General features: G+C 37.0%; 22 protein-coding genes. 6 read left to right on the forward strand and 16 right to left on the reverse strand.

All coding sequences use genetic code 11. The annotated features are described in order from the left end of the window. Nucleotides 1–7: 7 nt before the first annotated feature. A complete protein-coding gene (locus Q0874_RS11755) occupies nucleotides 8–589 on the forward strand; it encodes a tRNA-(ms[2]io[6]A)-hydroxylase (protein WP_299163429.1) in 582 nt (193 codons plus the stop codon). Here the strand turns inward: Q0874_RS11755 and Q0874_RS11760 are convergent. From Q0874_RS11760 to rpsA, 10 genes are all read right to left on the reverse strand, one after another. Continuing rightward, nucleotides 576–1,466, reverse strand: a complete 891-nt coding sequence (locus tag Q0874_RS11760; RefSeq protein WP_299163430.1) for an exopolyphosphatase — start codon at nucleotides 1,464–1,466, stop codon at nucleotides 576–578. The genes Q0874_RS11755 and Q0874_RS11760 overlap by 14 nt on opposite strands. Next, nucleotides 1,463–3,562, reverse strand: a complete 2,100-nt coding sequence (gene ppk1 / locus Q0874_RS11765; RefSeq protein ID WP_299163432.1) for a polyphosphate kinase 1 — start codon at nucleotides 3,560–3,562, stop codon at nucleotides 1,463–1,465. Before ppk1 ends, Q0874_RS11760 begins: the two co-directional genes overlap by 4 nt. Next, nucleotides 3,562–4,047: a histidine phosphatase family protein gene (locus Q0874_RS11770; RefSeq protein WP_299163434.1), complete on the reverse strand. Its 486-nt coding sequence runs from the start codon at nucleotides 4,045–4,047 to the stop codon at nucleotides 3,562–3,564. The genes ppk1 and Q0874_RS11770 overlap by 1 nt, the downstream gene beginning before the upstream one ends. Nucleotides 4,048–4,060: 13 nt before the next feature. After that, nucleotides 4,061–4,708: a pyridoxamine 5'-phosphate oxidase gene (gene pdxH, locus Q0874_RS11775; RefSeq protein WP_299163436.1), complete on the reverse strand. Its 648-nt coding sequence runs from the start codon at nucleotides 4,706–4,708 to the stop codon at nucleotides 4,061–4,063. 153 nt (nucleotides 4,709–4,861) lie between these two features. Continuing rightward, nucleotides 4,862–5,767: a ribonuclease Z gene (locus tag Q0874_RS11780; RefSeq protein WP_299163438.1), complete on the reverse strand. Its 906-nt coding sequence runs from the start codon at nucleotides 5,765–5,767 to the stop codon at nucleotides 4,862–4,864. Then, nucleotides 5,764–6,243: a DUF3291 domain-containing protein gene (locus Q0874_RS11785; protein ID WP_299163440.1), complete on the reverse strand. Its 480-nt coding sequence runs from the start codon at nucleotides 6,241–6,243 to the stop codon at nucleotides 5,764–5,766. Before Q0874_RS11785 ends, Q0874_RS11780 begins: the two co-directional genes overlap by 4 nt. Before the next feature lie 3 nt (nucleotides 6,244–6,246). Continuing rightward, the gene (locus Q0874_RS11790; RefSeq protein WP_299163442.1) at nucleotides 6,247–6,579 is read right to left on the reverse strand and encodes a ribonuclease Z; all 333 of its coding nucleotides are present in this window, start codon (nucleotides 6,577–6,579) and stop codon (nucleotides 6,247–6,249) included. 6 nt (nucleotides 6,580–6,585) lie between these two features. Next, nucleotides 6,586–7,512 (reverse strand): aspartate carbamoyltransferase catalytic subunit, encoded by a 927-nt coding sequence (locus Q0874_RS11795; RefSeq protein ID WP_299163444.1) that lies wholly within the window; start codon nucleotides 7,510–7,512, stop codon nucleotides 6,586–6,588. Between the two features lie 7 nt (nucleotides 7,513–7,519). Then, entirely contained in the window at nucleotides 7,520–8,059 is a 540-nt protein-coding gene (pyrR, locus tag Q0874_RS11800; RefSeq protein ID WP_299163446.1) for a bifunctional pyr operon transcriptional regulator/uracil phosphoribosyltransferase PyrR, read from the reverse strand. A 184-nt stretch (nucleotides 8,060–8,243) separates the two neighbouring features. Then, nucleotides 8,244–10,079 carry a 30S ribosomal protein S1 gene (rpsA, locus tag Q0874_RS11805; RefSeq protein WP_299163447.1) on the reverse strand — a complete coding sequence of 612 codons (1,836 nt, stop codon included), beginning with the start codon at nucleotides 10,077–10,079 and terminating at the stop codon, nucleotides 8,244–8,246. A 261-nt stretch (nucleotides 10,080–10,340) separates the two neighbouring features. On the opposite strand from rpsA, the gene Q0874_RS11810 reads away from it, so the two are divergent. Further along, complete coding sequence (locus tag Q0874_RS11810; protein WP_299163448.1) at nucleotides 10,341–10,721, forward strand: LysM peptidoglycan-binding domain-containing protein; 381 nt, start codon at nucleotides 10,341–10,343, stop codon at nucleotides 10,719–10,721. A 31-nt stretch (nucleotides 10,722–10,752) separates the two neighbouring features. On the opposite strand, the gene cmk is transcribed toward Q0874_RS11810, so the two are convergent. Next, nucleotides 10,753–11,457: a (d)CMP kinase gene (cmk, locus tag Q0874_RS11815; protein WP_299163449.1), complete on the reverse strand. Its 705-nt coding sequence runs from the start codon at nucleotides 11,455–11,457 to the stop codon at nucleotides 10,753–10,755. Nucleotides 11,458–11,556: 99 nt separating this feature from the next. After that, on the reverse strand, nucleotides 11,557–14,007 hold the full coding sequence (gene lon / locus Q0874_RS11820) for an endopeptidase La (protein ID WP_299163450.1): 2,451 nt from the start codon (nucleotides 14,005–14,007) through the stop codon (nucleotides 11,557–11,559). Nucleotides 14,008–14,224: 217 nt separating this feature from the next. On the opposite strand from lon, the gene Q0874_RS11825 reads away from it, so the two are divergent. The 4 genes from Q0874_RS11825 to Q0874_RS11840 are packed head-to-tail and all read left to right on the forward strand — an operon-like array spanning nucleotide 14,225 to nucleotide 17,187. Beyond that, entirely contained in the window at nucleotides 14,225–14,776 is a 552-nt protein-coding gene (locus tag Q0874_RS11825) for an RNA polymerase sigma factor (protein ID WP_299163451.1), read from the forward strand. Between the two features lie 2 nt (nucleotides 14,777–14,778). After that, nucleotides 14,779–15,342: a hypothetical protein gene (locus tag Q0874_RS11830; RefSeq protein WP_299163452.1), complete on the forward strand. Its 564-nt coding sequence runs from the start codon at nucleotides 14,779–14,781 to the stop codon at nucleotides 15,340–15,342. Continuing rightward, nucleotides 15,323–16,411, forward strand: coding sequence for a hypothetical protein (locus tag Q0874_RS11835; protein WP_299163453.1), 1,089 nt, complete (start codon nucleotides 15,323–15,325; stop codon nucleotides 16,409–16,411). The genes Q0874_RS11830 and Q0874_RS11835 overlap by 20 nt, the downstream gene beginning before the upstream one ends. 44 nt (nucleotides 16,412–16,455) lie before the next feature. Beyond that, entirely contained in the window at nucleotides 16,456–17,187 is a 732-nt protein-coding gene (locus Q0874_RS11840; RefSeq protein ID WP_299163455.1) for a head GIN domain-containing protein, read from the forward strand. A gap of 44 nt (nucleotides 17,188–17,231) precedes the next feature. Here the strand turns inward: Q0874_RS11840 and Q0874_RS11845 are convergent, their stop codons facing one another. The 4 genes from Q0874_RS11845 to glgB form a co-directional block, all read right to left on the reverse strand. Continuing rightward, on the reverse strand, nucleotides 17,232–18,554 hold the full coding sequence (locus Q0874_RS11845; protein WP_299163457.1) for an MFS transporter: 1,323 nt from the start codon (nucleotides 18,552–18,554) through the stop codon (nucleotides 17,232–17,234). Nucleotides 18,555–18,625: 71 nt separating this feature from the next. Next, nucleotides 18,626–19,441 (reverse strand): M48 family metallopeptidase, encoded by an 816-nt coding sequence (locus Q0874_RS11850; protein ID WP_299163458.1) that lies wholly within the window; start codon nucleotides 19,439–19,441, stop codon nucleotides 18,626–18,628. 34 nt (nucleotides 19,442–19,475) lie between these two features. Continuing rightward, nucleotides 19,476–21,875: a glycoside hydrolase family 31 protein gene (locus Q0874_RS11855; RefSeq protein WP_299163460.1), complete on the reverse strand. Its 2,400-nt coding sequence runs from the start codon at nucleotides 21,873–21,875 to the stop codon at nucleotides 19,476–19,478. A 100-nt stretch (nucleotides 21,876–21,975) separates the two neighbouring features. Continuing rightward, on the reverse strand, nucleotides 21,976–23,871 hold the full coding sequence (glgB, locus tag Q0874_RS11860) for a 1,4-alpha-glucan branching protein GlgB (RefSeq protein ID WP_299163461.1): 1,896 nt from the start codon (nucleotides 23,869–23,871) through the stop codon (nucleotides 21,976–21,978). Nucleotides 23,872–23,878: the final 7 nt, after the last annotated feature.

A 23,878-nucleotide genomic window follows, 5' to 3' on the forward strand; every position in this document is an offset into this window, starting at 1 on the left:
TTGAATTATGTTAGGACTAAAATTACCAACTGATCCTCGCTGGGTAAACATAGTGGAAAAAAATATAGACGAAATTCTGACAGATCATGCCTATTGCGAACAAAAGGCGGCCAGTACGGCTATTTCTTTAATAATTACTTTCCCTGAATATACAGAATTGATTCAGGAAATGATCGCGTTATCAAGAGAGGAAATGGGACATTTTAAAATGGTACACGATAAGATCCTTGCCCGTGGTAAAACACTGGGAAGGTATCGCAAGGATGAATACGCCATTCAACTTTTAAAATTTTTTCCAAAAGGAGGAAACAGGACCACTCAACTGGTGCATCGTCTGTTATACGCCGCGTTGATTGAAGCGCGTAGTTGTGAGCGGTTTAGGTTGCTATCAGAAGAACTAAAGGACAAGGAATTGGCAGATTTTTATCAAAAACTCATGGTCAGTGAGGCTGGGCACTATACCATGTTTTTAAAATTTGCGAGGAAATACGGAAATAAAGAAGAGGTAGATAAAAAATGGCAGGAACTTCTGGAATATGAAGCGGAGATTATGAAAGATTTAGGCAGAAAAGAAACTATACATGGTTAGCATAATATAAAGTCTTTATAATCCCATCAGACAGACCAATTTTGGGTACATGAATTTTTCTTGCCCCACTCCATTTAGCAGAAGTCAAAAATATCCGTGTGGCGGGAATGATTACATCTGCCCTATCCGGATTTAGACCTAACTCGGAAATACGGTCTTCATAGGACATACTTTTCAAAAAGTTATATTGAGCATTCAGCCATATATTGGAAAGGGGTTCCCCTTCCCTTCGCCCCGACAATTTATGCAATGTATTGATGTTGCCTCCTGAACCAATTATTGAGATTTTAGATGTCCCTTTTGTAATTTTTCTTATCCATGTCTCAATATCGTTCCATATATCGTCATTCACCATATTATTAAGCAGGCGCACTGTTCCTATCTTGAAAGACCTTGATACTTTAATACTCCCTTCGGCAAATAAAGTGAACTCTGTACTACCCCCGCCTACATCTATATAGAGATAGGACTGATCTGTTTGAATAAGTTTTTTTAGATCCGTAGATGCAATTATTGAGGCCTCTTCTTTACCATTAATTAATTCAATGGCAATACCTGATTCCTTTAAGATCCTGGCAATAACTTTATTTCCATTACGGGCCTCTCGCATTGCCGATGTTGCACATGCCTTATACTTTTCCACGCCAATAACCTCCATTAAAAGACTAAAAGATTTCATGGTTTTTACAATTCTTTCAGTATTGAATTCAGATATTGCGCCTTTGGTGAAAGAGTCTTCTCCAAGACGGACAGGAACCCTAATAAGTACATTTTTCCTGAATTTTGTTTCCTTATCCTTTTCCTCAATAACATTGTGAACCAATAACCTAATAGCATTGGAACCAACGTCTATTGCGGCAAATTTTCGGATATTCAAACTTCTCTATTTTTAGAATTTATTTTGTTAAGGTAGTAATCATAAATAGCGAATTGAGAGCGTAATTTAGGTTGTTCGTTCTTCTTATAAATATTGTTTTGTTCCCCATTAAAAATTCGTGCTTTAACATTGTCACCCCAGGAGATTTCAAAGGTATCTATTAATTCCTGTTTTATGTCTTCATCATAAATTGGACAACCAACCTCCACCCTATTATCTAAATTACGTGTCATCCAATCTGCAGATGAGATATAGATTTTAGGGTTGCCTTCATTACCAAAAATAAATACACGCGGATGCTCTAAAAATTTATCAACAATACTTATGGCTTCAATATTTTCACTCATACCCTCAACCCCGGGAATAAGACAACAAACACCCCGTATAATTAGTTGTATTTTAACACCAGCCCTACTTGCCTCATATAATTTATCTACCATTTCATAGGAGGTGAAACTGTTCATCTTTATTTTTATATAGGCATCTCTGCCGAGTTTTGCAGACTGTATTTCATTGTCAATAAATTTCTTAAACAAACTTTTTGTATAATGAGGGGAAACAACCAGATGTTTGTATTTATATATTTTGTAGGTGGTTTCAAAAAAATCGAAGACAATTTTGACTTCTTTTAAGATAGCTGCGTTTGCTGTAAACAGAGTATAATCTGTATATATTTTGGCAGTTGACTCATTAAAATTTCCGGTGCTGATAAATCCATATCGCTTAATTAAATCATCCTCTTCCCTTTCAATTACGCAAATTTTACTATGTACTTTTAGACCCGGGACTCCAAAGATCAGTTTTACGCCTTCAGCCTGCAATTCTTCTGCATATTTTATATTGGCCTGCTCATCAAAACGAGCCCTTAATTCTATCTGCATGGTAACTTTCTTACCATTTTTTACAGCATTTATTAAGGATGCCGCCACTTGTGAATTCTTGGCGAGCCGATATACCGTAATCTTTATGCTTTTTACTTTTGGATCCAGGGCTGCTTCCCTAAGGAATTTTATAATGTATGAAAAGGTATGGTATGGTGCATACATCAGGTAATCCTTTTCGGCAATACGTTCCAATAAGCTTCCTTCCAGACTTAAGCCTTTAACCGGCAGTGGCGTGATCTTATCGTACATAAGATCTTGTCTTCCTAAACTTGGGAAGTCCATATAATCCCTTCTATTGTGATAACGCCCTCCGGGAATCACACTATCTGTATCCTCAATACGCATTTTCCCTTTCAGAAATTCTAAGGTATCCCTGGCTATACTCTTATCATATACAAAACGAACCGGATCACTTATTTTTCTTCCCTGAACGCTTGATGATATTTTTTCTATAAATGTTTTGCTTAAGTCATTATCTATATCCAATTCGGCATCTCTGGTAATTTTAATCATATGCGCAGAAATAGCTTCATATTCAAACATGGGAAATATCCGGGCCAGACAAAACCGAATCAGGTCATCCAGTATAATGATGTAATCTTTATCTCCTTCCCTAGGCAGCACAACAAAGCGGTCTATGCCTTTTGGAATTTCTATAAGTGCATATCTTTTCTCAACTATTTCTTTCTCATTTTCGTCTATATCCTTTGCCTTATGAACCATTTTTACAGCCAGATAGGCTTCGGTATCTTTTAAAAGAGGAAATTGATTAAGATCATTAAGAACAATAGTCATTAACTGTGGACTTACTTTTTCCAGAAAATAGTTTTTAACAAACTTAGCCTGACTTTCAGATACCTCCCTTTCGTTAATAAAATAAATGCCTTCTGATTCTAATTCTTTTTCAATATCCCCGTGAATTTCCAGGCTTTTACTTTGCTGATTGATTACAATCTCCGTGATTTCCGCAAGCAAGTCCTTTGCTTTTTCACCTCCCAAGGCACTTTTACCTTTCTTACCTGCCAGGACAATTCTTTTAATAGTGGCGTATCTTACTTTAAAAAATTCATCCAAATTATTTGAAAAAATACCTAAAAACCGAAGTCGTTCTATTAATGGAACATTTTTATCTGCACTTTCCTGTAATACACGATCATTGAACATCAACCAGCTTATCTCCCTGTTGATGTATTGATTTTTAGTTTTAATCATTATTTAAGCAGTTTTGGAATAAGGATATGTTCGGTAATACCATTTTTAATCACTTGCCAACTAGAGACATCGAAGCTGATTTGCACCAAAGCCGAAGTAGGTACATTTTCGATAGCCTTATTCCCCCACTGGTTAACAATATTGGTGAGTGCATAGTTATGGCCAAAAATCACAACTTTATTGAGACTATCATCCAATTGTTTTACAAAAGACATTACCGCCTCCCCGGAAAAATCATATAGTTGATCAGAAATATTTAATTTTTCCAAAGGATAATCAAAAGTCCTTAAGAATATCATACAGGTATGAAGAGCCCTGTTTGCGGGGCTGGAATATGCTGAATCTATGTTCTTTGATAGCCTTTTGAATTCAGCACTAACCAATTGGGCGTCATTAATTCCCCTCTCTTGTAAGGGTCTGTCCTGATCACTTACCCCGTATTGCCAGGATGATTTCCCGTGTCTGACAAGAATAACTGTTTTCATAATTAAAATAGTTTTATGGAGCCAGTCGCTCTATTTTCCAATCAAAATCTGCTTGAAGTGAGTACCGGATTCTATCGTGTAACCTATTATCTCTGCCCTGCCAAAACTCTATGGAAACAGGCCTCACAAGATAACCACCCCAATAATCCGGACGTTCAATTTCTTTGCCTTTATATTTTTCTTCCAATTTCTTTAATTCAATTTCCAGGACTTCTCTAGACTCAATTACACTACTTTGGTCCGATACAATTGCTCCTAATTTACTGCCTTCTGGTCTAGACTCAAAATAACCATCGGAAAGATTTTGGGCTAATTTCTCAGCCGTTCCTTTAATAATAACCTGGCGTTCCAGATTGGGCCAAAAAAATGACAAACAAACTCTTGGATTCGCCTCGATTGCTTTTCCTTTTTCGCTTTGGTAATTCGAATAAAATATAAAACCCTCAAATGTATATTTTTTCAGGAGGACCATTCTGCTCTTTGGAAATCCATCCAATCCCAATGTCGAAACTGACATCGCGTTGGTTTCATCCAAGCCATCAGCAGCTTCAACTTCGTAATACCATTTCTGAAAAAGCTCCATTGGATTGTCTGAAATAGATTGCTCAGTTAAGGCGCTCTTATTATACGATTTTCGATGATTCCCTAAATCTCTATGCATTTTTAAAAGACGAATATTAGTTCTACAAAGTTGGGGAAAAGATGTATAAAATTGAAGTGTTATTGAATTTTTATAATAAAGCGGGCAAGTATTAAATAATAGTCTGGTAATATAAACAAAAGCAGGATCTGCATTTTCTGAAAGCAGCTATTGTCAAATTTCAAAAATCTTGCCATCATCAGCCAAATCAACATTCTCAAAAACTGCAATAGCCTCCTCTCTGAAAGGCAATATAGATTTATACCTTGTAGAAAAATGTCCTAGTAGTAATCTAAATACATTGGCTTCTTTGGCAATTGTTGCCGCCTGCATGGCTGTAGAATGCTTGGTTTTTTTCGCTAAATTCGCTTCGGTTTCTAAAAAAGTGGCTTCATGATACAGTAGATCCACATCGTTTAGAAGGGGAACCATCTCCCTGTTAAATCCGGTATCACTGCAATAGGCATATTGTTTTGTCTGAGGGGGATCCAGGCTGAGTTCCGAATTTGCTATAACTGAACCATCATCAAGTTTTATGTCATTACCCTGTTTTATACTCCGAAAATATGCTTTGTCAATTTTATATTTTGCTGTTGCCAACACATTCAATTTGCGCTCGCCCGGCAGTTCGCTGAATAAAAAACCGTTAGTATATATTCTATGATCCAAAGGAATTGTTTTCACCCTTACATTGGCATCTTGAAAAATAATTTCAGATTTTTTGGAAGATAGTTCGTGAAAAATAAGCTTATAATTGGTCCAGGAATTGCCAAGCCTAAGAAGTAAGGTAATGACCTTTTGAATTCCTACCGGACCATATATGTGCAGGTCCTTTTCTCTACCTAATAATCTAAACGTGGAAATAAGTCCGGGCAAACCAAAAAAATGATCTCCATGTAAATGTGAAATAAATATATGCTCAATCCTTGAGAATTTAATTTTATTCTTTCGCAACTGTACCTGTGTTCCTTCACCGCAGTCTATTAGAAAAAGACGGTTCCTTATTTCCAATACCTGAGACGTTGGGTTAGTCAATGCTTTAGGAGTAGCTGCGTAGCAACCCAGGATGTGCAGCTTCATTTTTGTTTCCAGGTTTCCAATTTATATATATTGGCCTGTTTTGGGGTAAAATTGCTCTTTAAGGTAAAGGCGTAGGGACTTTCCCCATATTTATTAAGATATTCAAGCCGTTCTTTCGCCTCCCGGGGAGTAGGATATTTACCATTTGGCACATACCAGCAGGCCATATGCATTTCTTTCATATTAGAGAACCATTCCTTTCTTCTATTGAATATATTCTTGTGTTCAGACCTATAGGTAAAATCGAAAAGTGCTTTTATTGATTGCCAAACAGACATATTAACAACAATATATTCGTCATGGAACACCTGAATAGAAGATTCACTATTGTCCTCTATTAATCGCCAGATAAAACCTTCACTTTTTTCCGCCAGTTGGTTTATTCGATCCAGGTTATTTACAAAATCTATCATAACAGGACTGTCCATAGGGGCTAACATGCGGGCAATATTAATTTGTGCAAGGTTATAATTCATGAATTACAGCTCAAGATCTCGTTCAATTTCTTCCATTTCAATAATATCCTTTGCCTCCTGAATTGTAGGGACCAGACAAATTTCATCAGGCACCTGATCAAATTCAACTTTATTCGTGACTAATACAAAAGATTTATTCGCAGCCCGGTGTGTATTTGATAGCTGAAGAAACTCCAGGATGTCATTTGAAGAAATTTTAGAGAACGAAAACAAGTTAATAATTAAATGATCGTTTTTTATATTCTGATAAGATCTGTTTAGATTCTCCATGAATTTTCTCAAGGAAATGTTTTCCTGATAAACAATAGTAGTATTACCTGTTTTATCAAAAATCATAATTCACTATTTAATTTTCGATGCTAATAAATATATTACCGCCATACGAATAGCTACCCCGTTTTCCACCTGGTTCAGAATTATGGATTGTTTGGAATCAGCCACATCACTGGTTATCTCAACACCCCGGTTTATGGGTCCCGGGTGCATAATTACAATTTCCTTGTCCAGGCCATCAAGAATTGCTCTATTAACTCCGAATTGTTGCGTATATTCCCTAGTTGTTGGAAAATAACTTATATCTAAACGTTCATTCTGAATCCGTAACATATTGGCTACGTCGCACCAATTTAATGCCTTTATAAGATTGGTCTCTACCTCTATCCCCAAAGATTCTACATATTTTGGAAGCAAGGTTCGAGGACCACAGACCTTCACATTTGCACCTTGTAACTTCAGGGCAAAAATATTTGATAAGGCTACTCTTGAATGAAGTATATCGCCTACAATTACTACATTTTTTCCCGCGACATCACCCAGTTTTTCACGAATAGAATAAGAATCCAAAAGAGCTTGGGTAGGGTGTTCATGTGCTCCGTCACCTGCATTAACAATAGCTGCATCGACATGTTGCGACAGAAAAATACCCGCTCCGGGACTGGGATGACGCATTACCACCATGTCTACTTTCATGGAGAGGATATTGTTAACCGTATCAATAAGTGTTTCTCCTTTCCTTACGGACGACTGAGCTGCAGAAAAATTAATTACATCGGCGGATAACCGTTTTTCGGCCAGCTCAAAAGACAGCTTGGTTCTTGTACTGCTTTCGAAGAAAATATTTGCAATGGTAATATCACGAAGTGAAGGAACCTTTTTAATTGATCTGTTAATAACTTCTTTGAAGTGATCAGCGGTTTCAAAAATGAGTTGAATATCTCTTTCTTTGAGATATTTAATACCCAATAAGTGACTAACACTCAATTCGCTCATAAGTTCCTTATTTACTTACCAAATAAATAATATCCTTTCCATCATTTTCCTTCCACATGACCTTTACTTTCTCTTCATTAATAGCATCTACCTGTCTTCCTCGATAATTAGGTTGAATGGGTAAATGCCTGCTAAAACGACGGTCAATAAGGGTTAATAATTCTATTTCCTTAGGCCTTCCAAAAGACTGGATGGCCGTCAAGGCCGCACGAATACTTCGGCCAGTATAGAGCACATCATCTATCAGGACTACCTTTTTACCTTCTACCAAAAAATCAATTTTAGTGCTACTGGCTTCCAGGGTTTTTTCTCCTCTTCTAAAATCATCCCGATAAAAAGTGATATCAAGGAGCCCCAGATTTATTTGTTTCACTCCGTAATCTTCTTTAAGAATTTTGGAAAGCCGTTGCGCAAGAAAAATTCCACGTGGTTGTATTCCTATTAATGCAGTCTCTGAAAAATCTAAATGATGTTCTAAAAGTTGACAAGCCAGGCGATGCAGTATAATGTTAATTTCTTTAGAAGAAAGCAATACTTTTTGACTCATACGTTAGATAACATAGTCTTTTCGACTACAAAAGTAGGGATTTCTCCTTAATATATATGATGGATTCAAATATTGTATAGGGCTTTCTCCTTCAATATTACAGAAATACGGGATAAATGAAAAAGTCCTGATGTATATATCAGGACTTTTTCTTAACTACTATTGAAGAAGACTTCTTAAAAACCTATTTTTTCTTATCGGCTTCCATCTTGTCTTTCAACGCCTGTAATTGCACATTGGCATCACCCAAAGTTGGCTTAGCCTCTTCTGCTGAAGCAGCTGCTTTCTTCTTAGCTACTTTTACATTGCGTTGTTCCTCTTCTCTAAAAATAGCGGTGTGACTTGCTACTACTCGTTTGAATTCTTTGTTGAATTCAATAATCTTGAATTCAGCCTCTTCACCTTTATTCAATTTTTTGCCATCCTCTTTTTCCATATGACGTTGAGGGACAAATGCGGTGATATCTTCATTAAAATCTATAACAGCGCCTTTATCTACTATTTCAGAGATTGAAGCTTTATGAACAGTGCCAAGGGCAAATTCCTTTTCATATTTATCCCAGGGATTTTCCGTAGTTTGTTTATGGCCCAAACTTAATTTACGACCTTCTACGTCAAGCTCTAATACTTCAACTTCTAAAGTATCTCCAACTGTTACAAATTCTGATGGGTGCTTTATTTTCTTAGTCCAGGAAAGATCTGAGATGTATATTAATCCATCTATACCTTCTTCCAGTTCAACGAAAACACCGAAATTTGTAAAGTTTCTAACAATCCCTTTATGTTTAGAACCAACAGGATATTTAGATGTAATATCAGTCCATGGATCTGGTGTTAATTGCTTAATCCCCAATGACATTTTACGATCTTCTCTGTCGAGGGTTAAAACCACTGCTTCGAGTTCATCGCCAACCTTTACAAAATCCTGCGCTGATCTCAAATGAGTAGACCAAGACATTTCAGAAACATGTATCAATCCTTCCACGCCTTCGGCAACTTCTAAAAATGCACCATAATCTGCAATTACAACAACTTTGCCTTTTACTTTATCCCCAATTTTTATTTCATCTCCAAGAGCATCCCAAGGATGTTTTTCCAATTGTTTAAGACCTAATTGTATTCTGGATTTATTGTCATCGAAATCGAGAATAACGACATTAAGTTTTTGATCTAATTCTACAACTTCGTTAGGATGATTTATTCTACTCCAGGAAAGATCCGTGATATGAACCAAACCATCAACACCACCAAGGTCTATAAATACACCATATGAAGTAATGTTCTTGACAATCCCTTCGAGAACCTGGCCTTTTTCAAGCTGACTGATAATTTCTTTCTTTTGTTCTTCAATATCAGCTTCAATCAAGGCTTTATGTGAAACTACTACGTTCTTAAACTCGTGGTTAATCTTTACAACTTTAAATTCCATGGTCTTGCCAACATACTGATCGTAATCCCGAATAGGTTTAACATCAATCTGTGAGCCAGGTAAGAATGCTTCAATTCCAAAAACATCCACAATCATTCCTCCCTTTGTTCTGCATTTTACAAAACCGGTTACCACTTCTTCTTTATCATGCGCAGCATTAACCCTATCCCAGGCCATAATAGTTCTGGCCTTTCTGTGTGATAATACCAACTGTCCGCTTTTATCTTCACGGATATCAATAAGAACCTCAACTTTATCACCGATCTTCAGATCTGGATTGTATCGGAACTCATTGAGCGAGATAACTCCCTCAGACTTCGCATTAATGTCGATAATGGCTTCACGGTCGGTTAGATGAGTAACCACACCTTGAACAACCTCTGCATCGGCAGTATCTACAAAATTTTCTGCAACTAATTTTTCAAATTCTTCCAGCTTGGAATCTTCAACACGCTCTATACCTTCTTCGTATTTCTCCCAATTGAAATTCTCTAAAAACTCTTTAGGATCCTGTTTTGGAGCCTCTACTTTTTGTTCTTCTTTTACTTCAGTAGTCTCTGCTACCTCTGTTATTGCTTTTTCTTCAGCCATGTGCTGATTAAATTTGTATTCCGCAGTACTTTCAGGAGTTAAACAATTCCTACAGAAGGTGTTATTTGATTTTTTTTTGTTCTTCCTTTTTCTCCTGATTATTTGTAAAAAAGGAGTGCAAAAGTACAATTAAAATGTTGTTTTACAAAGCAGTCTAAGCGAAGGATTAAAATAAGGGTCGAGATTAACATATTTCTTGGTAAAATCGATGGGTATTTTGTAACTTGGGCATTACCAATAATAACAATTTAAATAAACAAAATGAGTGTTAAATCGAAATATCAGGCAGTCCTCAATTTAGGTGAACAGTTGGGAATAAAAGATGGTGATGTGGTTGAAGCAGAAGGCGTTTTAAAGATTAAAGGGGAAGCCCATACTCAATATGAAAAAGATCTGATTTGGGATAAAATAAAAGAACTTGGTGGAGAACACCCCACAGATATAAAGGCCAATATTACTGTAGGTGATAGCTCTGTGTATCATCGCCATGTTGTGAAAAGTGGAGAGTCTCTAAGTAAAATAGCAAAGCACTATTATGGTGACCCAATGAAATATAAACAGATTTTTAGTGCGAATACAAATATTCTGAGTAACCCGGATATAATTCATCCAGATCAGGTATTAATAATACCTAACGTTTAGTTACCTAAATGATATAAAAAAAGAACGCTTTTTAAGCGTTCTTTTTTTGTTTTTCAATAACCTGCAGTGTGTAATAATGGATTCTTTCAAACTGTTCCTTTAAGCCCATGTCGCTATTGTCAAATTCAATAGCATCCTCTGCTTTCAGCAATGGTGAGGATAACCTGTTTGAATCTATATAATCTCGCTCACGTACATTTTTAAGCACCTCCTCGTAAGTTACCTTTTCTCCTTTTGAAATCAATTCCTTATAACGCCTGGAAGCCCTTATATCAGGAGAAGCCGTCATGAATATTTTAAATTCTGCATCCGGAAAAACTACGGTTCCAATATCCCTGCCGTCCATAACTATCCCCTTTTTCTTTCCCATTTTTTTTTGCATGCTTACCAATTTTGCTCTTACTTCGGGGATCACCGAAATCTTGCTCACCTGCTTAGAAACTCGCATACTTCTAATTTCCTTCTCCACGTTATTCCTGTTGAGAAACATTTCCGAATAACCTAATTCCTTGTTCAAACGAAATTTTAGTTTCGCTTTTGGAAGGAGGTCGATAAGCTTATTTTGGTCAATAATCCCGTTGGTAATACAATTATTTTCCAAAGCAAATAGGGTAATTGCCCTATACATAGCACCGGTATCTACATAAATATAATTTAAAGCGCTGGCCAGTTCTTTGGCAATAGTGCTTTTTCCTGTCGACGAATAACCGTCAATTGCAATAGTAATCTTTCTCATATGTTAAAAGTAGAGAGAAATGAATAAAAGCCAAACAAAAAAAAGCCCTATTTACTTAATTCTAAGCTTAAAAGGGCAATTTAATATTATGAATATTAGTTATAATTTCTTGGCGTTTTTTACTTTTTGGTCAGTAATGGCCTCGTCTATTACCTCACTCATATCCGTTACATAATGAAAAGTTAGTCCTTTTAAGTATTCCTCTTTTATTTCGAGGATATCTTTTCTGTTCTCCTCTGAAAGTATGATCTCCTTTATCCTGGCTCTTTTAGCTGCTAGTATTTTTTCTTTTATACCACCTACAGGTAAAACTTTACCTCTTAAGGTTATTTCACCGGTCATAGCCAGGCTTTTTTTGACCTTTTTCTGAGCAAATAAAGAAACCAGTGAAGTAAGCATGGTAATGCCCGCACTTGGACCATCCTTGGGAGTTGCTCCTTCCGGCACGTGAATATGAACATTATACTTTTCAAAAACTTCAGGATTTATACCAAAACTTTCTGCATTGGATTTTATATACTCCATTGCAATGGTGGCAGATTCCTTCATTACTTTTCCTAAGTTCCCTGTTATATTGAGCGTGCCTTTTCCCTTAGACAGGATAGATTCTATAAAAAGAATATCACCTCCTACACTGGTCCAGGCTAATCCCGTAACAACTCCGGCTATGTCATTATTCTCGTATTTATCGCGTTCCATCCTGGCTGGACCTAATACTTTTTCAACATCAACATTGCTAATTTTCACGCTATATGACTCTTCTGTAGCAATTGATTTAGCTGCATATCGGACCATTTTCGCTATTTGTTTTTCCAGACCACGAACACCAGATTCACGGGTATATCCCTCAACAATTTTTTCCAGCTGGGGTTTACCAATTTTTAAATCTTTCGATGAAAGGCCATGTTCTTTAAGTTGTTTAGGTAGCAAATGCCGTTTGGCAATTTCCACTTTTTCTTCAATTGTATATCCCGTAACATTTATGACCTCCATTCTATCGCGCAGGGCTGGCTGAATCGTAGAAAGGTTATTAGCAGTTGCAATAAACATGACTTTGGAAAGATCATACCCCAGTTCAAGGAAATTATCATGAAATTCATTATTTTGCTCGGGATCTAAAACCTCTAACATTGCAGAGGACGGATCACCCTGGTGACTGGCCCCTAATTTATCTATTTCATCTAAAATGAAAACAGGGTTTGAAGTCCCCGCTTTTTTAATACTTTGTATAATCCTTCCGGGCATGGCCCCTATATACGTTTTACGGTGCCCCCTGATTTCGGCTTCATCTCGCATTCCACCTAAAGACATACGTACATATTCCCTGCCCAATGCTTCGGCTACCGATTTTCCAAGGGAAGTCTTTCCAACTCCAGGAGGACCATAAAGACATAGTATTGGAGATTTCATGTCATTTCGGAGCTTAAGGACCGCTAAATATTCAATTATTCTCTGCTTTACATCCTCCAGACCGTAGTGATCCCGATCTAATATTTTCTTAGCCCGCTTTAGATCAAACTTATCCTTGGAATACTCATTCCAAGGTAACTCAAGAAATAAATCCAGATAATTCCTTTGTATAGAATATTCAGCCACCTGCGGGTTCATCCGTTGTATTTTGGCCAATTCCTTGTCAAAATGTTCAGCTACTTTTATATCCCATTTTTTCTTCTTGGATTTGGCTAACATTTCATCAATTTCCTCATCATAAGAAACGCCCCCAAGTTCTTCCTGAATAGTCTTCATCTGCTGATGTAAAAAATACTCGCGTTGCTGCTGGTCCATATCACTACGCACCCTTGATTGAATATCTTTTTGAAGTTTCAGTTTCTGAAGTTCTACATTCATATATTTCAAAGTGGCCAGTGCTCTGTCCTGGAGATTACTAATCTCCAGTAAATCCTGCTTATCTTTTACATCAAGATTAAGGTTGGAGGAAACAAAGTTTATCAGAAAAGAATTACTCTCTATATTCTTTATTGCGAAGGAAGCTTCACTTGGAATATTAGGGTTATTCTTGATGATTTTTAATGCCAGTTCCTTTATAGAATCAATGATAGCCAGGAATTCCTGATCTCCTGCTTCGGGTCTTACTTCATCCGCTTCTCGAATTGTAGCTGTCATATACGGATGCTCCGTGAGTACCTCCGCTATCTCAAATCTTTTTTTACCCTGTATTATTACGGTCGTATTACCATCAGGCATTTTTAAAACGCGTAAAATTCTGGCTACAGTTCCTAAAACATTAATATCCTTAATCCCAGGATTTTCAGTCTCCTCATCTTTTTGAGAAACCACACCTATTACCTTCGATCCTTTGTTAGCATCCTTAATCAAATTTATTGAGGCATCCCTTCCTGCTGTAATTGGTATTACTACACCAGGAAACAATACGGTATTTCGAAGCGGCAAAATAGGCAAAACCTCCGGTAGGCTTTCATTATTCATTTCCTCTTCATCCTCCGGAGTTAATAATGGTATTAATTCAGAATCTTCATCAATTCCTTGTAACGTCATATTGTCAAATTTTGAATAATTGTAATATCCCATATCATTTTATTCGGTCATTCTGTCATTGGAAGACAGATTTTCTATTATTATTTTCCTCGTATACATTATTAAACGACACGTTTTTAGGCAGAAAAGACTGTGAATACAAGCTTTTCTACTTCTTTAAGACAATTCTTGTGCCAACAAATGAATATTTTTCCAAAAAAAGTGTAACATTTCTTAAATTAAGAAATCTTTTATATAAAGCATTTACTTTTTGAGCCAAAATAAAGTACATACTGAAACCCTGTTACAATTGTGCCTGGAAGGTAAGCAAAGTGCACAAGCTGAAATTTACAATCGCTATTATAAAGCTATGTTTAACACGGCATATAGGATAGTAAAAGACAGTGCAGAAGCCGAAGATGTTATGCAGGAATCGTTTTTGAATGCTTTTACGAAACTGCACACTTTTAAAGGGGATGTTACTTTCGGTGCGTGGTTAAAGCGCATAGTCATTAATAAAAGTATTTACCATTACCGAAAACAGAAGAAAATGAACGAAGTAGGATTAGATGACATATTGTACAAGGTCGAAGATAATGACGGAATTGCCGAGGATCATGGGAGTACAGAACAAATGGCTCAAAAAGTAATGGAAACTATGAAACGATTAAAAGACAATTACAGAATTTCTTTGACCTTACATCTAATTGAGGGGTATGATTACGAAGAAGTTAGTTCAATTATGGGTATAAGTTATGCGAATTGCAGGACTACAATATCAAGGGCGAAAGAAAGTTTGAGAAAAAAGATGATAACAACTTAATTATGAAAGAAGATCGAACAATAGAGGACTTATTTAAAACCCTGCAAGGCTCTTTTGACACAGAGGAACCGGCGGAAGGTCACCAGCAAAGATTCCTGGATAAGTTGAGCAATGCAAATGGTGTAGTAAGACTAGCGCCTAAAAAGCGTAATTGGTGGAGACCATTATCAATAGCCGCTTCTATAATATTGCTTTTCGCAGTTGGGGCTTCTCTATTTACTAGTCAACCATCCATGGATGAACAGCTGGCTCAAATTTCTCCGGAAGCTTCACAAACTCAGTTTTACTTTGCCAACCTAATTGAAGAGCAAATAAAAGAACTGGAGAATGAAAGTACACCTGAAACTAAAATATTGGTGGATGATACAATGGCACAATTAACTAAACTGGAAATAAACTATAAGAAACTTGAACAAGATCTAATTAATGGAGGAAATAGCAAATTAATACTAAGTGCAATGATAACCAATTTCCAAACCCGAATAGATTTACTACAAGAAGTTATGGACAAAATAGAAAATATTAAAACCTTTAAAAATTACGATGATGAAAACATTACTATTTAAATATACATTAATTGCACTACTGGTAGTTCCGGTTATAGCCCAGGCCAATGACGGAAATATGAAAGGCCAGTATACCAAAGAGAAAACTATTAAGAAGGAATATGATGTTAATACAGATGCCTTGCTTAAAATCACCAATAGTTATGGAAATCTTACTTTAAGTTCATGGAACGAGAATAGAGTGGTAATAGAGGTTCATATTAAAACTAATGGAAATAACGAACAAAAAGTACAACAAAAACTCGATGAAATTACTGTGGATTTTGATGCCAGCAGTGCTATGGTTTCAGCAAAAACGATCTTTAATAAAGATAAAGGCTGGGGCTGGAATTGGGGGAAAAATAACAATGTGAATATGCAAATTAATTATACGATTAAACTTCCTATAAAAAATAGCGTGCATCTAAATAATGACTACGGCAATATTATGCTGGACCGGATCGATGGCCATGCCAAAATTAGTTGTGATTACGGAAGATTGGAAATTGGTGAACTACACGGGAGGAATAATGAATTAAAATTCGATTACACATCGAAATCAACTATAGAATATGTAAACAGTGCCAAGATTTCGGCTGATTACTCAGGATTTACCATCCAGAAAGCAGGGAACTTAAGCATAAGTGCAGATTATACAAATGCTGCAATAGTACAAATGGAAAATCTGGAGTATACCAGTGATTATGGCAAACTGGATGTAGATGAAGCTAATAATGTACAAGGCAATGGCGACTATATAAATGTTAAATTGGGTACTATTCACGGTAATGTGGACATCAATGCAGATTATGGCTCTGTAGGTATAGTCAATATGGCCCAGGATGCCGGAAATGTTTCTATCCGAACTGATTATACAGGCATAAAAATAGGCTATGATCCTATGTATAATTTTAACTTTGAAATTACAACAGAATATGCCGGGGTTAGTGGGAAAGATGATTTTGAAATCAGTATAAGTAAAGAAAAATCCAACGAACGCTATTACAAGGGATTTTACGGCAGTGAAAATAGTGAAAACATGATCTCCATAACAAGTGATTATGGAAGTATCACTTTTTCTAAAAATTGAATCGAACACTTAATAAAAAACACTTTTAGTTAAAACACATTATCATGAAGAAATTAATAACACTTGGTTTAGTCTTAGGCATAGTTGCGGTAACAAACGCCCAGTGGGGTAAAAAAATTAAAGGGAACGGGAATATAGCAACAGTAGAGCGATCTACAGAAGAATATGACGCCATAGCTGTCGCAGGATGGTTTGATGTTATCCTGGTAGATGGGCAAGAGGGTAAACTTAGTATTGAAGGGGATGAAAATTTACTGGAGTATATTATAACAGAGGTAAAGGAAGGCAAATTGGTAATTAAAGTAAAAAAAGGTTTTAACCTTCAACCTTCTTCATGGAAGAAGGATGGCGGTATTTACGTTACGGTTCCTGTGGAGAGTGTTAGTGAAGTATCTCTTTCAGGCTCGGGTGATATAGTGGGTAAGAAAACAATATCCGCTTCAGAATTCAGCACAAATATGTCGGGCTCCGGTGATATTACCCTGGATGTCGACTCTAAAACGGTAACGGCGTCAATGTCCGGTTCCGGCGACATCAATTTAAGTGGTACTGCCGAAGTATTTAATGTACAAATTTCGGGTTCTGGTGACATAAAGGCTTATGACCTGATGGCCGATACAGTAGATGCAAGTATTTCAGGATCTGCCGATATTCAAGTAACAGCTAATAAAATGCTAAAAGCAAGGGTATCTGGTTCCGGAGATATTCATTATCGCGGAGATGCAACAATAATAGATAGTAAATCTTCGGGTTCCGGCAATATTAGCAAGGGATAGAATTACATCAAAAAACGAACGACAATCATACCCTGGCAGAAATGTCAGGGTTTTTTATTTACCCTGGTCAGTAAAAACAATCCACTTAGGAAAAACAGTCCCAGGAATATGGTTGCATTTCTCATGCTTCCTGTAAACTGAGCAATAAACCCGTACAAAAAAGTGCCAATTACAATACCAAACTTTTCTGCAACATCATAAAAACTGAAGAAGGAAGCCGTATCCTTTGTTTCAGGGATAAACTTGGAATAGGTAGATCTCGACAATGCCTGTATACCCCCCATGACAATTCCTACACAGCCCGCTGCTATGTAGAAATCTGTTGGTGTAATTATGAAATAGGCATATATACAGATAAATACCCATAATATATTAATCACCATAAGCGTATTAATGTTTCCAAATCTTTTTGACGCCTTAGCAGTCATGGTAGCTCCAATTATTGCCACCAACTGAATCACCAGAATACTAACAATTAATCCGGTGGTGCGTTCACTTACTGAACCCCAGTTAATCTCCTGCTCTCCAAAATAGGTGGCAATTAACATCACTGTCTGAACAGCCATACTGTATACAAAAAAGGCAAGCAGATATCGCTTTAACCGAACCTCATTTCCAAGTTGATACCACACACCTTTTAGTTCCTTAAATCCATTGAAAATAATATTTTTGCGCTCCCCCGTCCTTTTAACGCCCTTAGGCAGGTAAAAGAAGGTATACTGGCTGAATAGAATCCACCAAATGCCCACTGTAACAAATGAATATTTCATAGCTTTAATCTCCGCTGCTTCAGCAGCATCGCTCTCAATTCCAAAAATATCTGGTTTCATTACCATGGCAAGGTTTAACAGAAGTAAAATTACGCTTCCTATGTAGCCCATGGAGAATCCTTTGGCACTTATGCCATCCTGTTGCTCGGGGAACGCTATATCGGGCAGGTATGAATTATTGATCGCAAAACTTACCCAAAAGCCAACCAGGCCAAAAAAGTAACAAGCCAGGCCTATATAAATATTTTCCAACGAAAACCAGTAAAGCCCTATACTAGAAATACCGCCCAGGTAACAAAAAAATTTCATGAAGATTTTTTTATTGCCTAAATAATCCGCAATGCCCGATATAAGTGGTGTGATGAATGCGATGAATAAAAACGCGGCAGAAGTTAAATAGCTTATTAAGGGTGCTCTGGCAATTTCCCCTCCAAATACTGATACTTTTTCAATATCCGCTATTCTGAATAAAGCTCCATAAAAAATAGGAAATATTGCTGAAGCAATTACCAGACTATATACAGAATTAGCCCAATCATAAAATGCCCATGCATTCAATAATTTCTTACTTCCTTTTATTGCAAATGTTCTGGCCATATAATAAAAACTGCTCTATATGAGCAGCTTCGAATATACAATTATTAGAGGAATCACTATTTTAAATTAACCTATTGAAAAGAAGTTACACCAAACTTCTGAGCTTCCTGTTTTGCAAGTGGAGCCCATTGAGTTAAATTCTCAATCCTGGTGTCATTTGAAGGGTGGGTGCTTAGAAATTGCGGTGGTGCATTACCTCCTGCATTTGCCTTCATACGCTTCCAAAGTTCAGGTGCCTCATCCGGATTATAACCTGCAATGGCCATAATCTGAAGCCCTATCCTATCTGCTTCCGTTTCATGACTACGACTAAAAGGCAGCATAAGTCCAACAGTAGAACCAATACCGTATGCCTGGTTAAACATATTTCTTGATTTATCATCCTGAATCGCAATATTTCCGGCTACTGCTCCAAGTTGCTGTAAGGTTCCCGCACTCATTCGCTGTGCGCCATGATCTGCCAATGCATGAGCCACCTCATGGCCCATTACTACAGCAACTCCTGTTTCTCCCTGGCAAATGGGCAGAATACCTGTATAAAAAACAATCTTGCCGCCAGGCATGCACCAGGCATTAATAAGAGTGTCTTTGACTAAACTGTACTCCCATCGGTAATCCTTTAAATATCCCGTATATCCATTAGCCGACAACCATCTTTCCGCGGCAGAAGAAATTCGCTGCCCTACCCTCGTAATCATCTTTGCCTCCGAAGTGTTCTCAATGACATTATTTTGACCAATAAATTCATCGTACTGAGAAAAGGCCATTGGAAAAATCTGACTGTTGGGATAGAAGTTCAATACTTTTTGCCCCGTAAATGGATTTACTTTACATGAGGCGATTCCCAGTAATAATATGGATGCCAGTATAAACTTTTTAGTACTCATTTTATTAATTATTAAGTATTAAAATACAAAATATTTATTTCCCAATAATATGTAATTCTGTAAATTCCTTCGTTACATGTATCGTATTATGCCCATTTAGCTTAACTTCTTTAAGTGGCACAATCTCATTGTCTATCTCTATTTCCTTTATTTTAAATGGCAGGTCGATCAGATTTAATTTAAAAGTCTTGTATGGGGTAATAAATGTTCCATTTTTAAACTGTTGGATAATCAATTCATTTTCCTTACCATTCAACTTAAAATTTCTTAAACTATAACTGCCCTTGGTATAATCATAGCCGTCCTGCGCATCTTCATAAACCGCAGATCTTTCAATTCCATATTTATAATATACTTCCAGTATCAATTCTTCAATATCCTTTTCACCAACATATTGTTGTACCGGATATTTTGGAATTATTGCACCCTCTTTTATAAAAATTGGAATTTTATCAATATCCGCGGCAACCCATTTCTCCATTCCTCCTTCAACAACCTCACCAGTCCAAAAGTTATGCCATTTTCCCTTGGGAATATACATTCTTCTTCCTAGTGCGTTGGGTTCCTGTACCGGACAGACCAATATTTGATCCCCAAAAATAAACTCGTCCGTTCTAAAATGGGTTTGCGTGTCTTCCTGATCATAATAGACCAATGGTTTAAGCATAGGTATGTTATCATTGGAATATTTCCAGAACATGGTATACAGATAAGGAAGAAGTTGGTACCTTAATTCAATAAACTTCCTAACTATATTGGTCACTTCCTTATCAAATGACCATGGTTCCTGATCCCCGTGGTCTCCGCTGGAGTGCACTCTGAAAAAGGGATGAAAGACACCCAATTGTATCCATCGGGCAAAAAGTTCTCCATTGGGTTGTTCTGCAAATCCCCCTATGTCTGAACCAACAAAAGACATACCACTCATGCACATTCTTTGAACCTGCACATTTGCAATCCAAAGGTGTTCCCAGGTAGCCACATTATCACCGGTCCAGGTAGAGCAGAAACGCTGTGCACCTGCATATGCCGCCCTCGTTATTACAAAAGGACGTTTGGGGTAAACGTATTTTTTTACACCTTCAAAAGTGGCCCTTACCATTTGCGTGCCATAAATATTATGCGCTTTTCTATGACTACAAGGGTGACCATCAAAATCGTGCCTGGTATCTAATGGCGCTGTTTTGGATGGTACTTCCATTATAGCAGGCTCATTCATATCGTTCCATACAGCATGTGCCCCGGTTTCGGACATAAGTTCTTTATAGAGTCCAGCCCACCATTCTCTAACCTTTGGATTGGTAAAATCAGGAAAACTGCATTCCCCCGGCCAAACCTTGCCTCGCATCAAAGGTCCATCTCCCCTTTTACAGAAATAATTATTTTTTATAGCTTCCTGATATACCCAATAGTCTTTATCCACCTTAATTCCCGGATCTATCATGACTACGGTTTTAAAGCCATCTTTATACAAATCCTGTATCATGGCCTTCGGATCAGGAAACTTTTTCTTATCCCAGGTAAAACATCGAAATCCATCCATATAATCGATATCGAGATAAATAGCATCACAGGGAATTTTAAGGGATCTGAATTTGGCGGCTATTTTTTTTACATTACTCTCCGGGAAATAGCTCCATTTAGATTGATGAAAACCCAATGCCCAAAGCGGGGGCATTTCTGGTGTTCCGGTTAAATCAGTATAATCACTAACTACCTTGGACATTTCAGGACCATAGAAAAAGTAATAGTTCATTTCGCCGCCATCTGCCCAAAAACTTGTTATATTTCTTCTTTCATGTGCAAAATCGAAATTGGTCCTAAACGTATTGTCAAAAAATATTCCGTAAGCTATATTGTTATGTAGACCTATGTAAAATGGGATAGCTTTGTATAAAGGATCCTGATCTTTACTATATGCATATGAATCTGTAACCCAATTGCTTACCCTCTTTCCTTTAAGGTTAGAGTGCGTAGCTTTATCGCCCATTCCATAAAAGCTTTCCGCAGATTGAGTAATTTTGCTCATCTTTACGGAATTACCTCCAAATTCGTAATTCTCTTCCCAATGAAAACCAAGTTCATCTTCATTGATGATATTTCCTTCTAAATCTGAAATCTGGGTTCGCATGGTTTTTTTATCAACCAGAACTTTGATCTTTGAAGTAATAATTAAATATTCTGTTTTGGTTTCTTTGGACTCAAGCTTGTTGTAACCCCTATTAGCATCGGGACTTATTGCATATGAAAAATCTGGTTGAAAAACTTCCTCTGTGGCATATCTGAATCGTATCGCGCTATTGCGCAGAACTGTTATCTCCAGAATAACACCATTCCCTGACGTAAAATAAAATTTATCTGAATCCCGCTTAAATTCTACAATACTGTTGGGATATAAATTGCCTTTGTATTCTAATTCTGTATTCGTAATCATAAAGGGTGATTTTAGAGACGCACAAAAAAAAGACTTTAACTTTTAAAAGAAAAACGATATTACAACCAATTATAAACTATAACGTTATAGTTGTGCAGATTTATTGGAAAACAACCACGCCAAGTGGCGGAATTGTAATCTCAACCGAAGTTTTATGACCATGCCATGCGGTTTTGGAAACTTTTAAGCCAGTATTTTTACTTCCACTTCCCCCATATTTTTTTGCATCACTATTAAAAACCTCCTTCAACGTTCCCTTTTTTGGAATTCCTATTCGGTATCCTTCTCTTATTACCGGAGTGAAATTACAGGCTACGATAAGGTCGTTTTTAGGCTCATGTCCCCGGCGGATAAATGTAAGTACGGAATTCGCATAATCTCCGTAATCAATCCACTGAAATCCTTCAGGGCTGAATTGTTTTTCATAAAGTGCAGGTGATGAACGATAAAGCTTGTTAAGGTCCTTTACCAACTCCTGAATTCCCGCGTGGTAATCATATTGCAGCAAATGCCAATCCAGGCTTTGCTGAAAATTCCATTCGGAAGACTGTCCAAACTCACCACCCATAAATATAAGGTTAGTACCAGGGTGCGTAAACATATATCCATAGAGCAATCTTAAATTAGCGAATCTTTGCCATTCATCACCCGGCATTTTATATAATAAAGATTGCTTTCCATAAACTACCTCATCATGAGAAAAAGGAAGCATAAAATTTTCGGTAAAGGCATAGGTCATACTAAATGTAAGGTCATTCTGATGGTGCGTTCTGTAAATAGGCTCTTTTTTAAAGTATTCAAGGGTATCATGCATCCAACCCATCATCCACTTCATCCCAAATCCAAGTCCTCCTATGCTTACAGGCTTAGAGACCATAGAGAAGGAAGTTGACTCTTCTGCGATGGTTTGAATCCCTTTAAAACTGCTATATACCTCTTGATTGAGCTCGCGGATAAACGATATAGCTTCAAGATTCTCATTATTTCCATAAATATTTGGCTCCCACTCACCTTCTTCACGAGAATAATCTAAATATAGCATTGAAGCAACCGCATCAACACGAAGACCATCTGCATGATACTGATCCAGCCAAAAGTTCGCATTACTTATAAGAAATGCACGAACTTCGTTTCTTCCATAATTAAATATCAAACTTTTCCAATCCGGATGATATCCTCTTCTTCTGTCGGGGTTCTCATATAGTGAGGAGCCATCAAAAAACCCTAACCCGTGGGCATCTTCAGGAAAATGGGAAGGTACCCAATCGAGGATAACCCCAATATCATTTTGATGAAGTTTATCAACCAGAAGTTTAAAATCTTCTGGTTTACCAAATCTGGATGTAGGCGCAAAATAGCCTGTAAGCTGATAACCCCATGAAGGATCATAAGGATATTCCATAATTGGCATGAATTCTACATGTGTAAAATTCATTTCCTTTAGGTATTTAACCAGATCTTCTGCAAGATCCACATAAGACATAAATTCATTGTCTTTAGTGCGCTTCCAGGATCCAAGATGAATTTCATATACCGAATAAGGTTTGTCTAAACTATTTTTGGTTTCACGGGTATCCATCCAATTCTTATCCTTCCATTTATAAGCATTATCCCAGACCACCGAGGCCGTATTAGGTGGATGCTGACAAAATCTCGCAAAAGGATCTGCTTTCTCTGTTTTAATATCGTTATTATGTGAATGTATTTTATACTTATACAGAGCACCTTGCTCCACTCCCGGTATAAAACCTTCCCAGATACCACTTTCATCCCACCTTACATTCAGCTGATGCTCCCCTTCCACCCAGTAATTGAAATCACCTATTACGGAAACCGATTTGGCTGTAGGTGCCCAAACAGCAAAATATGTTCCTTTCTTACCCTTATATTTCATAGGGTGTGAACCCAAATGATTATAAAGCCGATAATGCTTACCCGCTTTAAAAAGATTGATATCAAAATCCGATAATAAGCTATAGGGAATTACATTGCCCATATTTATG

Source organism: uncultured Eudoraea sp. (assembly GCF_947490415.1).
Lineage (GTDB): Bacteria > Bacteroidota > Bacteroidia > Flavobacteriales > Flavobacteriaceae > Eudoraea.

Excerpts from the sequence above, each read along its gene's own strand:
- Q0874_RS11790 (WP_299163442.1), bottom strand. The coding sequence starts at position 6,579 with ATGATTTTTGATAAAACAGGTAATACTACTATTGTTTATCAGGAAAAC.
- pdxH (WP_299163436.1), bottom strand. The coding sequence starts at position 4,708 with ATGCATAGAGATTTAGGGAATCATCGAAAATCGTATAATAAGAGCGCC.
- Q0874_RS11850 (WP_299163458.1), bottom strand. The coding sequence starts at position 19,441 with ATGAGTACTAAAAAGTTTATACTGGCATCCATATTATTACTGGGAATC.
- lon (WP_299163450.1), bottom strand. The coding sequence starts at position 14,007 with ATGGGATATTACAATTATTCAAAATTTGACAATATGACGTTACAAGGA.
- Q0874_RS11855 (WP_299163460.1), bottom strand. The coding sequence starts at position 21,875 with ATGATTACGAATACAGAATTAGAATACAAAGGCAATTTATATCCCAAC.
- Q0874_RS11835 (WP_299163453.1), top strand. The coding sequence starts at position 15,323 with ATGAAAACATTACTATTTAAATATACATTAATTGCACTACTGGTAGTT.
- Q0874_RS11795 (WP_299163444.1), bottom strand. The coding sequence starts at position 7,512 with ATGAGCGAATTGAGTGTTAGTCACTTATTGGGTATTAAATATCTCAAA.
- Q0874_RS11810 (WP_299163448.1), top strand. The coding sequence starts at position 10,341 with ATGAGTGTTAAATCGAAATATCAGGCAGTCCTCAATTTAGGTGAACAG.
- Q0874_RS11755 (WP_299163429.1), top strand. The coding sequence starts at position 8 with ATGTTAGGACTAAAATTACCAACTGATCCTCGCTGGGTAAACATAGTG.
- glgB (WP_299163461.1), bottom strand. The coding sequence starts at position 23,871 with ATGGGCAATGTAATTCCCTATAGCTTATTATCGGATTTTGATATCAAT.
- Q0874_RS11780 (WP_299163438.1), bottom strand. The coding sequence starts at position 5,767 with ATGAAGCTGCACATCCTGGGTTGCTACGCAGCTACTCCTAAAGCATTG.
- cmk (WP_299163449.1), bottom strand. The coding sequence starts at position 11,457 with ATGAGAAAGATTACTATTGCAATTGACGGTTATTCGTCGACAGGAAAA.
- Q0874_RS11840 (WP_299163455.1), top strand. The coding sequence starts at position 16,456 with ATGAAGAAATTAATAACACTTGGTTTAGTCTTAGGCATAGTTGCGGTA.
- Q0874_RS11830 (WP_299163452.1), top strand. The coding sequence starts at position 14,779 with ATGAAAGAAGATCGAACAATAGAGGACTTATTTAAAACCCTGCAAGGC.
- ppk1 (WP_299163432.1), bottom strand. The coding sequence starts at position 3,562 with ATGATTAAAACTAAAAATCAATACATCAACAGGGAGATAAGCTGGTTG.
- rpsA (WP_299163447.1), bottom strand. The coding sequence starts at position 10,079 with ATGGCTGAAGAAAAAGCAATAACAGAGGTAGCAGAGACTACTGAAGTA.
- pyrR (WP_299163446.1), bottom strand. The coding sequence starts at position 8,059 with ATGAGTCAAAAAGTATTGCTTTCTTCTAAAGAAATTAACATTATACTG.
- Q0874_RS11770 (WP_299163434.1), bottom strand. The coding sequence starts at position 4,047 with ATGAAAACAGTTATTCTTGTCAGACACGGGAAATCATCCTGGCAATAC.
- Q0874_RS11845 (WP_299163457.1), bottom strand. The coding sequence starts at position 18,554 with ATGGCCAGAACATTTGCAATAAAAGGAAGTAAGAAATTATTGAATGCA.
- Q0874_RS11785 (WP_299163440.1), bottom strand. The coding sequence starts at position 6,243 with ATGAATTATAACCTTGCACAAATTAATATTGCCCGCATGTTAGCCCCT.